Raw genomic sequence first — 11,384 nt, 5'->3', positions numbered from 1 at the left:
CGCCCCGCGCCGTCGATCTCCCCGATCCCCCGCCGATACGCCGAAAGGTGCTCCCCCTCTCATGCCCGAGCTGGTGTTCTTCTCCGGAACGATGGACTGCGGGAAGTCGACGCTGGCTCTCCAGATCGAGCACAACCGCTCCGCGCGCGGGCTGCAAGGAATGATCTTCACCCGCGACGACCGCGCCGGCGAGGGCAAGCTGTCCTCCCGGCTCGGCCTGGTGACGGACGCGGTGGAGGTCGCCGACGGCATGGACCTGTACGCGTACCTCGTCGACCATCTCTCGCAGGGCGGACGCACGGACTACGTGATCGCGGACGAGGCGCAGTTCCTGGCGCCGGAGCAGATCGACCAACTCGCGCGCGTGGTGGACGACCTGGGCCTGGACGTCTACGCCTTCGGCATCACGACCGACTTCCGCACCAAGCTCTTCCCCGGCTCCCAGCGGCTGGTGGAGCTCGCCGACCGGGTGGAGGTGCTCCAGGTGGAGGCCCTGTGCTGGTGCGGCGCGCGGGCCACGCACAACGCGCGCACGGTCGGCGGCCAGATGGTCGTCGAGGGCGCCCAAGTGGTCGTCGGCGACGTCAACCAGGCGGACACCGTCGGCTACGAGGTGCTGTGCCGCCGGCATCACCGGCGCCGGATGACGGCCGCCTCGGCGCACGCCGCGGCGCTCTCGCCCGACGTGCTGCCGGTGTCACCGGCCTGAGCCGGCGCCGGCCGGCTCCGGATGCCGGCTCCGGATCAGCGCGAAGCGCGCGCCCTCGGGATCGGTCACCGTGGCCACGCGCCCGTGCGCGCTCTCGTGCGCCGGTCTGAGGACGTGCCCGCCCAGCCCGCCGACATGTTCCAGCGCCTCGTCGACGTCGGCCACCTCGAAGTACGTCAGCCAGTGCGGACCCCGGTCACGCGGCAGCGACGTGCCCACGCCGTGCAGGCCGACGACGGGGCGGCCGGCGAGGTGCAGGGTGAGGTAGTCGAGGTCGGCGGAGACCACGGGCTCCGGCTGGAAGCCGAAGACGGTCCCGTAGAACTTGGCGACGCTCTCCGACTCGAAGGTCAGCAGCTCGTGCCAGGCCGGGGTCCCGGGCACTCCGGTGAGGCGGGCGCCGTGGTGGGCCGCCGCCTGCCAGACGCCGAAGACGGCCCCCGAGGGATCCGAGCAGATGGCGAGCCGCCCGGCGTCCTCCGCGTCGAGCGGCCCCACGCCGACCGTGCCGCCGCACAGGCGGATCGTCTCCGCGGTCCGGTCGACGTCGTCGGAGGCCATGTACGGCGTCCAGTTGACGGGCAGATGCCGGTCCGGGGGCAGCCGGCCGACGCCCGCCACCTCGCGGCCGTCGAGCAGCGCCCGCACAGAGGGGCCCGGCTGCTGCGGGCCGGGGCGGAACTCCCAGCCGAACAGGGTTCCGTAGAACTCCTGGGTCGCCGCCAGGCCGTGCACCATCAGGCTCACCCAGCAGGGCGTGCCGGGTGCGAACCGGGCGTGCGCTGCGCCGTCGCGGCCGGCCGGCCCCCGTGCCTCGGTCATCGTCACTCTCTCCTCGGCCCCTCGCGGTGGCCGCGTCGCTTCCGCTCCCGCACCCCCGTGCCGATGCCCGCCCCTCTCGGCGGCCCATCCTCCACGGCACGCCGCCGCACTCCGCACCGCGCCCGCCGCCTGCCCGCACTGCGGTGCTCTGTGTCGAGGGGTTCTTCCGAGGCGTCGACGCTTACGTCGCGCAGTGGATACCGCACGCTCGGTGAGCGGATCGGTCTGGCCGAGCAGAGTAGCCGGACCCGGACGATCGTGGCCACCTGTGCGCGAGGATGGTGGCCATGAACGCCATCATCACCGCAACCGAACTCGCGGACGACCTGGCCGGGCCGAACCCGCCCGTCCTGCTCGACGTCCGCTGGCAGTTGAGTGTGGCCAAGGCCGCCGGGGAGCCGCCGTTCGACGGTCGGGCCGAGTACGCGGCCGGACACATCCCGGGCGCCGTCTTCGTGGACCTGGACCGCGAACTGGCCTCCGCGCCCGGCGCGCACGGGCGCCATCCCCTGCCGGACCTGGCGGAGTTCGGCGCCGCGATGCGCCGGGCGGGCGTGTCGCCGGGCCGGCGCGTCGTCGTGTACGACGGCGGCCAGGGCTGGGCCGCGGCACGCGCGTGGTGGCTGTTGCGCTGGACGGGGCACCCGGACGTGCGGGTGCTGGACGGTGGGCTGCCCGCGTGGGAGGGCGCGCTGTCGCAGGTGGAGCCGACACCCGAGGAGGGCGACTTCCGGCCGGTGGCGGGCGCCGAGGGTCTGCTCGACGCGGCCGCGGCCGCGGCACTGGCCCGCTCGGGTGTGCTGCTCGACGCGCGGGCGGCGGAGCGGTACCGGGGGGACGTGGAGCCGATCGACCGGGTGGGCGGGCACATCCCGGGCGCGGTGTCCGCACCGACGAACGAGAACGTGGGGGCGGACGGCCGCTTCCTGCCCGCCGAACAGCTCCGGGCGCGCTTCGACGCGCTGGGGGCGCACAACGGGGCGAAGGTGGGCGTGTACTGCGGTTCCGGGGTCTCCGGGGCGCACGAGGTGCTCGCGCTGGCGGTCGCGGAGGTTCCGGCGGCGCTGTACGTCGGCTCGTGGTCGGAGTGGTCGTCGGACCCGTCACGCCCGGTCGCCGTGGGGCCGGATCCGCAGTAGGGCGTGGAATCGGACCGCAGCAGGCCCCGTGCCGACCGGCAGCAGCAGGGCGTGGAGCCGGGCCCGCAGCCGGCCGTGCGCCGACCCGGCGGGCCCGCACCGGACCCTCAGCAGCCCTCGGCGCCGGATCCACCACCGGCATGGCACCGCTGTGGGCCACAGCCCGAAGGCCCGCGCCTGACGGGCAGACGCGGGCCTTCGCTGTCGTACCGCCGTTCGGGTGACGGCTGAGGCTTCCGTCGCCTCCGCGGCGCCTGCTACTCCTGCTTCTTGCGGCGTGTCCCGAACACGATCTCGTCCCAGCTCGGGACCGCCGCTCTGCGGCCGGGGCGGACGCCGTCGGCCTCGGCCTGGCGGTCGGTGGCGCCGACCAGGCGGTCCCGGTGACTGCCGACGGAGCGCGGCATGAGCACGTCCGCGTAGGCGGAACCGGCCGAGGCGGCCGGCGCCGGGGGCTCCTCCGCCTCGGACTCGGCGGCGGGCTCCTCCACCGGCTCGGGCGCCGGACGCTCCGGGACCACCAGGTCGCCCCGGAAGCTCGGCACCGCCTCCAGCAGGCTGGTCAGCGAGTCGCGCTCGCCCGCGCTCTCCTCGGCGGAGTCGGCCGAGGGCGGCGGCAGGCTCGGCCGCTCCCGGTCGGCGGAACGCTCGAGCGTGCGCTCACGCGGCAGCCGGGCGATGCGCGGCACGAAGGGGAAGCTGGGCTCGGGCGTACCGAGGTCGTCGGCCTCGCCGATCAGCGAGCGGGCCTCGTCGTCGACGGCCTGGACGAGCCGCCGGGGCGGGTCGTACGTCCAGCTCGCCGAGTGCGGCTCGCCCGCCACGCGGTAGACCAGCAGCACTTCCCAGGTGCCGTCGTCGCGGCGCCAGGAGTCCCACTGCACGGTGTCCTTCTCGGCGCCGCGCAGCACCAGCCGCTCCTGCACGGCCTCGCCGAGCAGCGGCCCGGAGTTCTCGCCGGGGCGGCGGACCGGGGTCTTGCGGGCCCGCTCGGCCATGAAGGCGCGCTCGGCCAGCACGGGGCCCTCGAAGCGGCGTACGCGATCCACGGGAATGCCCGCCAGCTGGGCGACCTCTTCCGCCGTCGCGCCCGCGCGTATCCGCGCCTGGATGTCTCGGGGGCGGAGATGGCTCTCCACCTCGATCTCGATCTGGCCGAGGCGGGGACGGTCGCCGCGTACGGCGGCGCGGAGCCGTTCGTCGATCGGAAGCGTGTACTCCGTGCTGTCCGCAGCCTTCAGCACCAGCCGTGTGCCGTCATTGGAGACGGCCACGACACGCAGTTCGGGCATGGGGACCTCCCGGGTGGTGCCTGCCGACGTCACGTGCGTCGCTGCTTCCGCTAGTCGAGTGTGGCCTGCCCGGGTGCAGCCTGCCACAACCTTGCCGAGTTGCCCGGCGTGTCGGGCGCGGGCCCGGGACCGCCGTTATGGCACGGTTACCTATTCGCAACGCTGAGTGACCAACTCCGTCACCCTGGGCACCAAGCCCCCTCCCGGTGGTCCGTCAAGGTCCCGGACGCCCTGGCGGGAGACCGGACCCAGGGCTCGCAACAGTACTCCATTCGGACCACGCGCGTGGATTGGCGCGCCGCCCAACTTCTTCCGGGGGACGGCGGTTGGCCGTCGCTGACGGGTTCTCCCGGTCAAACGCGTGGCGTACTTCACGGAATGGCCGGGAACGGAAACTGCCGGTTCCGGCCGTACGTCCCCCTCTCGTACCTCAGGTCGGCCAAGTGCGGGAAAGGCAGGCAAGGCCCCGTAATGCGTGGAAGGCCCGATGTCGTCCAGGAGCCGAGCACCGGGGAGACGGTGCGGAACAGGCGGATCGACCCGAGCGTGTCCCAGGTCGCGGGCAGCTTTCTGGCCGCGGTGGCGGCCGCCCTGCTCGCCTCCTGCTTCGGGGTCCACGGAACGATCCTCGGCGCCGGAGTCGTCAGTGCCGTCGCCACCCGCGGCGGTTCGCTGTTGCAGCACGTCTTCTCGCGGACCGGTGAGCAGCTTCGCGACGCGGTGGTCCTCGCCGGGCCCGGCGGAGCAGGCACCGCGCCCGCCCGGCGAGTCCACCGCGGGCACGGTCCACCGCGCGCGGGCAAGGCCGGCGGCGCCCGCTGCCGGCGGCGGCCCTGGCCTTCGGCGTCGCGATGACCGGCATCACCGCCCACGAACCGGCCTCCGGCAGCAGCGTCGGCGGCGGGGGCGGCACGACGGTCGAGGACGACTCGCCGGCCGGAACACGCCGTCCTCCTCGGACTCCTCGGACTCCTCAGACTCCTTGGACTCCTCAGACTCCTCGGGCTCCGATTCCGGTGCCGACTCGGGTACCGGCACCGATTCCGCGTCCGGCGGGGGCGGTTCGACGCCTGCTCCCACAGCGACGCCGGACACCTCCGAGGCGCCACGCCGTCAGGTGGCGCCCCGGCCGGGAGCGGCGCCACCACGACCGGCGGTTCGACGCCGGCGCCCGGCGCGAGCGCGAGCGGCGGGAACGGGACGGACACCGGGGACGAGCCGGCCTCGGCCCCGACGCCCGGCGCGTCCGCTACGACCCCAGCACCCGGCGCAAGTAGTCGTTCTGGAACAGCCGTTCCGCATCCAACCGGTCCCGCAGCGCCGTGAACTCGCCGAAGCGCGGCCAGACCCCGGCGACGTACTCCGCGTCCCGCGTGTGCACCTTGCCCCAGTGCGGCCGTCCCTCGTGCGCGGTGAAGATCCGCTCGGCGGCGGTGAAGTACGCCTGATGGGGGGTGCCCTGGAACATGTGGACGGCGATGTACGCGGTGTCCCGGCCCGACGCCGTGGACAGCGTGATGTCGTCGGCCGGAGCGGTGCGCACCTCGACCGGGAAGCTGATCCGCAGCCGCGAGCGGTCGACCATGGCCTTCAGCTCGCGCAGCGTCGCCACGGCCGCCTCGCGCGGGACGGCGTACTCCATCTCCACGAACCGCACCCGGCGCGGGGAGGTGAAGACCTTGTACGGGATGTCCGTGTAGGTGCGCGCGGACAGGGCCCTGCTGGAGATCCGGGCGATCGCGGGGACGGCGGCCGGCACCGCGCGGCCCACCCGGTTGGCCACCTGGAAGACGCCGTTGGAGAGGAATTCGTCCTCGAACCAGCCCTTGACCTGCCCCACCGGGCGCTCCGGGCCGGCGCTGCGGTTGTTGCGCTTGGTGTGGGTGCTTTCGGTGTGCGGGAACCAGTAGAACTCGAAGTGCTCGTTCTCGGCCCAGAGTTCGTCGAAGGAACCGGTGACCCGGTCGAAGGTCATCGGCTCCTCGCGCGCGGTGAGCAGGAAGAGCGGCTCGACGGCGAGGGTGACCGCGGTGACGACGCCCAGGGCGCCGAGGCCGATCCGGGCGGCCGCGAAGACGTCCGGGTTCCGCCGCTCGGAGCAGGTGAGCACCGAGCCGTCGGCGGTGACCAGCTCCAGGCCCCGGATCTGGGCGGCGATCGAGGCGGAGTCGCGGCCCGTGCCGTGGGTGCCGGTGCTGGTGGCGCCCGAGACGGTCTGCTCCATGATGTCGCCCATGTTCGTCAGCGACAGCCCCTCGCGCGCGAGGGCCACGTTGAGTCTCTTGAGCGGAGTGCCCGCTTCCACCGTGACGGTGCCGGCCTCCCGGTCAATGTGGCGGATGCCGGTCAACAGGTGAGGATGGATCAACAGCCCGTCCGTGACCGCTATGGACGTGAAGGAGTGCCCCGAGCCGACCGCCTTCACCCGCAGGCCGTCCTCCGCCGCCCGCCGCACCGCGTCGGCCAGCTCCTCCACGGAGGCGGGCGCGACCTCCCGCGCCGGGCGGGCGGCGACAGTGCCGCCCCAGTTACGCCACGTGCCGTTCCTCCCGCTCGCTGTGCTGCTCAACGGTGCCTCCCCGACCCGGGGCCGGCCGCTTGAGCCGGCGGTAACCGAGGAAACCGACCGCGACCGCGACGGCCCCGGCCACCGCCGGAACCCCGTACCCGGCACGCGCGCCGGCCGCGTCGATCACCCAGCCGGCCGCGGAGGAGCCGAGGGCGACCCCCACTGCCAGCCCGGTGCTCACCCAGGTCATGCCCTCGGTCAGTTGCGCGCGGGGTACGTGCTCCTCGATCAGGGACATCGTCGTGATCATCGTGGGAGCGATGGACAGGCCCGCGACGAAGAGCGCCACGGCCAGAAACGGCAAGTTTCCGACCAGTAGGAGGGGGATCATACTCACGGCCATCGCACACACGCCCAGCAGCCAGCGGGGTTCGGGCGCCCCCTTGAAGCGCAGCAGCCCGAAGACGGCCCCCGCCACGCAGGAGCCCAGGGCGTACACCGCGAGGACGACGCTCGCCGCTCCCTTGTGGCCCTGCTCGTCGGCGAAGGCCACGGTGACCACGTCCACCGCGCCGAAGATCGCGCCGGTGGCCACGAAGGTGGTCACCAGCACCTGGAGGCCGGGGGAGCGCATCGCGGAGCCGCCGCCGTGCCGCTCGCGCGGGTGCGGGGCGGGCTCGGTGGACCGCTGGGCGGTCAGCCAGAAGACGCCGGCCGCGAGGAAGCCGGCGGCCAGCAGCGGGCCGGCCTCGGGGAACCAGGCGGTGGACAGGCCGATGGAGATGATCGGCCCGAAGATGAAGCAGATCTCGTCCACCACTGACTCGAAGGAGTACGCGGTGTGCAACTGCGGCGTGCCCCGGTACAGCTCCGCCCAGCGGGCGCGGATCATCGCGCCGACGCTCGGTACGCACCCGATGCCCGCGCAGGCCAGGAACAGCACCCAGTCCGGCCACCGGAAGTGCGCGGCGAGCAGCAGCAGCGCCGCCGCGGCCAGCGCCAGCAGCGTCGCCGGGCGCAGCACCCGGCGCTGCCCGTACTGGTCGACCAGCCGGGAGACCTGCGGGCCCGCCACCGCCGCCGCCAGCGCGATGGTGGCCGACAGCGCGCCCGCGAGCCCGTACCGCCCGGTGAGCTGGGAGACCATCGTGACCACGCCGATGCCCATCATCGACAGCGGCATCCGGCCGAGGAGTCCCGCGGCGGAGAAGCCCTTGGAGCCGGGAGCGGCGAACAGGGCGCGGTAGGGGCTGGGCACTGGGTCTCCGGGCGGGTCGGAAGGGCGGCGAGGTCGCCGGCGCCGGCGCGGCGGGGCGCGGCACGGCTCGGCTACTGAGGAGTAAGGCGTGAAGGTGGCCCATACAGCTTACGAGTTAGGTGACCCTAACGCACCCGCGGGTTCGCCTCGGCGGGCGGGTGATCACCGAGGCGGGCGGCGGGCGGTCACCCGGGCGGGCGGCGGCCCACGGCCACGGGCGGCCGCGCACCCGTGCGGTACCCCGCCATTACCTCACTGTCGGTGCCGGGTGGCAGGATCGGAGTCATGCCAGACGCGCTCGATGCCACCCCCTACGACTCCCTGCTCCTGCTCTCGTTCGGCGGCCCCGAGGGGCCGGACGACGTGGTCCCGTTCCTGGAGAACGTGACCCGCGGGCGCGGCATTCCCACGGAACGCCTCAAGGAAGTCGGGCAGCACTACTTCCTGTTCGGCGGAGTCAGCCCGATCAACGACCAGAACCGCGCCCTGCTGGACGCCCTGCGCAAGGACTTCGCCGACCACGGCCTGGACCTGCTGGTGTACTGGGGAAACCGCAACTGGGCGCCGTACCTCACGGACACCCTGCGGGAGATGGTCCGTGACGGTCGCCGCCGCGTCCTGGTCCTCGCCACCAGCGCCTACGCCTCGTACTCGGGCTGCCGCCAGTACCGCGAGAACCTGGCCGACTCGCTCGCCGCCCTGGAGGCGGAGGGCCTGGACGTGCCGAAGATCGACAAGCTGCGGCACTACTTCAACCACCCGGGCTTCGTGGAGCCCATGGCCGACGGCGTGCTGCGGTCCCTCGCCGCCCTCCCCGAGGACGTCCGGGACGGCGCGCACATCGCGTTCACGACGCACTCGATCCCGACCTCCGCCGCGGACACCTCCGGCCCGGTCGAGGAGCACGGTGACGGCGGCGCCTACGTCAGGCAGCACCTGGACGTCGCCCGGCTGATCGCCGACGCCGTCCGCGAGCGCACCGGCGTCGACCACCCCTGGCAGCTCGTCTACCAGTCGCGCTCCGGCGCCCCGCACATCCCGTGGCTGGAGCCCGACATCTGCGACCACCTGGAGGAGCGGCACGCCGCGGGCGTCCCGGCCGTCGTGATGGCCCCCATCGGCTTCGTCTCCGACCACATGGAGGTCCTCTACGACCTCGACACGGAGGCCGAGGCCAAGGCCGAGGAACTGGGCCTGCCGGTGCGCCGCTCGGCCACCGTGGGTGACGACCCGCGGTTCGCCGCCGCGATCCGCGACCTCGTCCTGGAGCGGGCCGCCACGGAGCGGGGCCGGCAGGTCACGCCGTGCGCCCTGGGCGCGCTGGGCCCGAGCCACGACCTGTGCCCGGTGGGCTGCTGCCCGGCCCGCGCCCCGCGCCCCGCCGCCGCGGGCGCCGACAGTCCCTACGCATGAGGAGCCCCGTGACCGACGCCCACCACCTGGACCTGCTGCGGCTCGCCCAGGAGGCCGCCCGCCGCGCCGGAGAGCTGCTGCGGGACGGCCGCCCGGCCGACCTCGCGGTGGCCGCCACCAAGTCCAGCCCCGTCGACGTGGTGACCGAGATGGACATCGCGGCGGAGAAGCTGATCACCGACCTGATCTCCGACCGGCGCCCCGACGACGGCTTCCTCGGCGAGGAGGGCGCCTCCAGTGAGGGCAGCAGCGGTGTCCGCTGGGTGATCGACCCGCTCGACGGCACGGTGAACTACCTCTACGGGCTGCCCACCTGGGCGGTGTCCATCGCCGCCGAGCGGGACGGGGAGACCGTGGCCGGCGTGGTCGCGGCGCCGATGCGCGGCGAGACCTACCACGCGGTGCGCGGCGGCGGGGCCTGGGCGACCGGAGCGTGGGACGGCGAGCGCAGGCTGGCCTGCCGCCCGTCCGCGCCGCTGGACCAGGCCCTGATCTCCACCGGCTTCAACTACGTCACCGAGGTCCGCACGCACCAGGCCGAAGTCGTCCGGAAACTGGTCCCGCTCGTCCGGGACATCCGGCGCGGCGGGTCCGCCGCCGTCGACCTGTGCGACGTCGCCGCCGGCCGCCTCGACGGCTACTACGAGCGCGGACTCAACGCCTGGGACTACACCGCCGGCGACCTGATCGCCCGGGAGGCGGGCGCCCTGACCGGTGGACGCCCGGCACAGCGCCTGTCACGCGAGCTGACGGTGGCCGGCACCCCCGGCGTCTTCCAGCCCCTCCAGCGGCTCCTGGAGGACTTCGGCGCCTGGCACGACTGAGCCGCCCGGAAGCCGCCCGCAGCAGGAACGGGCCCCCGGCGACGAAAGTCGCCGGGGGCCCGCCGTCGCACTGGTCCCGTACCGTCCTCGTGCGCCTCCGGTGCGGGTCTCGTACGGGTCAGACGCTCGGCGCGCCGACTTCCACACCGTGTTCGGCGGCGAGACGGTGCAGGTCGTCGAGCTCACCCTGCTCCACCTCGACGAGGAAGTCGTCGCCCTCGCTCCGGGCCCGCGTCAGGTCGGACTCGGTCGCCCTTATGCGCTGCAGAAGTCCTGCGGTGAATGCGTCCATGCTGCGCCCCCTCGTCCTGGGTCGTGGGTCGATGGCACGGGATGTGCCGTTCGGAAGGGGCGATCACGTCTCCCATGGGTGCCCAGCACAGCCCTGCCGGGCGGCGACGGTGCCGGACACCCACGCCCACTCTGCGGAAGCGGACCGCGGCGTACCGCATGGTGCTGCGGCACAAGCAGAGCGTGATCGCGGGGTGTAAACCGTCCTCCCCCCGCTCTCTCCCGCAGAAACCTCAACCACGGCAGAAAAGTTGGCCTTCCCGGATCCCGCGACGTTTCCCGCGGTGCCGCCTGCCGCGCCCGCCGCCGCGACCGCCCAGGCCGCCCGGGGTCCGCGCCCGCCGCCCGCCACCGCCTTACTGCCGACTTATGGCCGAAAAGGGCAGGATGGAGGTCACACACCCCCGAAGACCCCTGCTCGCACGCGCCCCGAAACGCGCCGCGGGTGGACACAGGAAGGACTAGCGACGTGCGCGTACTCGTCGTCGAGGACGAGCAGCTGCTCGCCGATGCGGTGGCCACCGGACTGCGCCGGGAGGCCATGGCCGTCGACGTCGTGTACGACGGTGCGGCCGCCCTGGAGCGCATCGGCGTCAACGACTACGACGTGGTCGTGCTCGACCGCGATCTGCCCCTGGTGCACGGCGACGACGTCTGCCGCAAGATCGTCGAGTTGGGCATGCCCACGCGCGTGCTGATGCTCACGGCGTCCGGCGACGTCAGCGACCGGGTCGAGGGCCTGGAGATCGGCGCCGACGACTACCTGCCCAAGCCCTTCGCCTTCAGCGAGCTGACCGCACGCGTGCGGGCCCTGGGCCGCCGCACGAGCGTGCCGCTGCCGCCCGTCCTGGAGCGGGCCGGCATCAAGCTCGACCCGAACCGCCGCGAGGTCTTCCGGGACGGCAAGGAGGTGCAGCTCGCGCCGAAGGAGTTCGCCGTCCTGGAAGTCCTGATGCGCAGCGAGGGCGCCGTCGTCTCCGCCGAGCAGCTGCTGGAGAAGGCCTGGGACGAGAACACCGACCCGTTCACCAACGTGGTGCGCGTGACCGTCATGACCCTGCGCCGGAAGCTGGGCGAGCCGCCCGTCATCGTGACCGTGCCCGGCTCCGGCTACCGGATCTGATCAC

Annotated in this window: 11 protein-coding genes; 6 read left to right on the top strand and 5 right to left on the bottom strand. The window is 73.6% G+C overall.

Annotated elements, in window-relative coordinates; genetic code table 11:
• Positions 1-61 precede the first annotated feature (61 nt).
• Positions 62-709 carry a thymidine kinase gene (locus ACFF45_RS06865; RefSeq protein ID WP_381343293.1) on the top strand — a complete coding sequence of 216 codons (648 nt, stop codon included), beginning with the start codon at positions 62-64 and terminating at the stop codon, positions 707-709.
• Here the strand turns inward: ACFF45_RS06865 and ACFF45_RS06860 are convergent.
• Entirely contained in the window at positions 698-1,531 is an 834-nt protein-coding gene (locus ACFF45_RS06860; protein ID WP_381343290.1) for a VOC family protein, read from the bottom strand. The two genes, ACFF45_RS06865 and ACFF45_RS06860, sit on opposite strands and share 12 nt — an antisense overlap.
• Positions 1,532-1,818: 287 nt before the next feature.
• Between ACFF45_RS06860 and ACFF45_RS06855 the strand changes: the two genes are divergently transcribed.
• Positions 1,819-2,670 carry a sulfurtransferase gene (locus ACFF45_RS06855; RefSeq protein ID WP_381343287.1) on the top strand — a complete coding sequence of 284 codons (852 nt, stop codon included), beginning with the start codon at positions 1,819-1,821 and terminating at the stop codon, positions 2,668-2,670.
• A gap of 257 nt (positions 2,671-2,927) precedes the next feature.
• Here the strand turns inward: ACFF45_RS06855 and sepH are convergent, their stop codons facing one another.
• Positions 2,928-3,962, bottom strand: a complete 1,035-nt coding sequence (gene sepH / locus ACFF45_RS06850; protein ID WP_381343284.1) for a septation protein SepH — start codon at positions 3,960-3,962, stop codon at positions 2,928-2,930.
• 471 nt (positions 3,963-4,433) lie between these two features.
• Between sepH and ACFF45_RS06845 the strand changes: the two genes are divergently transcribed.
• Positions 4,434-4,817 carry a hypothetical protein gene (locus ACFF45_RS06845; RefSeq protein ID WP_381343282.1) on the top strand — a complete coding sequence of 128 codons (384 nt, stop codon included), beginning with the start codon at positions 4,434-4,436 and terminating at the stop codon, positions 4,815-4,817.
• Positions 4,818-5,211: 394 nt separating this feature from the next.
• Here ACFF45_RS06845 and ACFF45_RS06840 read toward each other — a convergent pair whose 3' ends face one another.
• Together ACFF45_RS06840 and ACFF45_RS06835 are read right to left on the bottom strand one after the other, a co-directional pair.
• A complete protein-coding gene (locus ACFF45_RS06840; protein ID WP_381343279.1) occupies positions 5,212-6,531 on the bottom strand; it encodes a D-arabinono-1,4-lactone oxidase in 1,320 nt (439 codons plus the stop codon).
• On the bottom strand, positions 6,491-7,729 hold the full coding sequence (locus ACFF45_RS06835) for an MFS transporter (RefSeq protein WP_381343276.1): 1,239 nt from the start codon (positions 7,727-7,729) through the stop codon (positions 6,491-6,493). The genes ACFF45_RS06840 and ACFF45_RS06835 overlap by 41 nt, the downstream gene beginning before the upstream one ends.
• Positions 7,730-8,014: 285 nt before the next feature.
• Here ACFF45_RS06835 and ACFF45_RS06830 point away from each other — a divergent pair, with 285 nt between their 5' ends.
• Positions 8,015-9,142 carry a ferrochelatase gene (locus ACFF45_RS06830; RefSeq protein WP_381343273.1) on the top strand — a complete coding sequence of 376 codons (1,128 nt, stop codon included), beginning with the start codon at positions 8,015-8,017 and terminating at the stop codon, positions 9,140-9,142.
• A gap of 8 nt (positions 9,143-9,150) precedes the next feature.
• Positions 9,151-9,966: an inositol monophosphatase family protein gene (locus tag ACFF45_RS06825; protein ID WP_381343470.1), complete on the top strand. Its 816-nt coding sequence runs from the start codon at positions 9,151-9,153 to the stop codon at positions 9,964-9,966.
• Positions 9,967-10,084: 118 nt separating this feature from the next.
• Here the strand turns inward: ACFF45_RS06825 and ACFF45_RS06820 are convergent, their stop codons facing one another.
• Positions 10,085-10,258 (bottom strand): hypothetical protein, encoded by a 174-nt coding sequence (locus ACFF45_RS06820; RefSeq protein ID WP_381343271.1) that lies wholly within the window; start codon positions 10,256-10,258, stop codon positions 10,085-10,087.
• A gap of 468 nt (positions 10,259-10,726) precedes the next feature.
• Here ACFF45_RS06820 and ACFF45_RS06815 point away from each other — a divergent pair, with 468 nt between their 5' ends.
• Entirely contained in the window at positions 10,727-11,380 is a 654-nt protein-coding gene (locus tag ACFF45_RS06815; RefSeq protein ID WP_007385219.1) for a response regulator transcription factor, read from the top strand.
• The last annotated feature ends 4 nt before the right edge of the window (positions 11,381-11,384 follow it).

Origin of the sequence: Streptomyces cinereospinus (genome assembly GCF_042430725.1) — a bacterium.
Classification (GTDB): domain Bacteria; phylum Actinomycetota; class Actinomycetes; order Streptomycetales; family Streptomycetaceae; genus Streptomyces; species Streptomyces cinereospinus.
Note: the sequence above shows the minus strand (reverse complement) of the source record. Positions and strands in the feature narration are given on the sequence as shown.

Bases quoted from the DNA above. Each gene is read 5' to 3' on its own strand.
- ACFF45_RS06865 (WP_381343293.1), top strand. From the start codon at position 62: ATGCCCGAGCTGGTGTTCTTCTCCGGAACGATGGACTGCGGGAAGTCG.
- ACFF45_RS06860 (WP_381343290.1), bottom strand. From the start codon at position 1,531: ATGACCGAGGCACGGGGGCCGGCCGGCCGCGACGGCGCAGCGCACGCC.
- ACFF45_RS06855 (WP_381343287.1), top strand. From the start codon at position 1,819: ATGAACGCCATCATCACCGCAACCGAACTCGCGGACGACCTGGCCGGG.
- sepH (WP_381343284.1), bottom strand. From the start codon at position 3,962: ATGCCCGAACTGCGTGTCGTGGCCGTCTCCAATGACGGCACACGGCTG.
- ACFF45_RS06845 (WP_381343282.1), top strand. From the start codon at position 4,434: ATGCGTGGAAGGCCCGATGTCGTCCAGGAGCCGAGCACCGGGGAGACG.
- ACFF45_RS06830 (WP_381343273.1), top strand. From the start codon at position 8,015: ATGCCAGACGCGCTCGATGCCACCCCCTACGACTCCCTGCTCCTGCTC.
- ACFF45_RS06820 (WP_381343271.1), bottom strand. From the start codon at position 10,258: ATGGACGCATTCACCGCAGGACTTCTGCAGCGCATAAGGGCGACCGAG.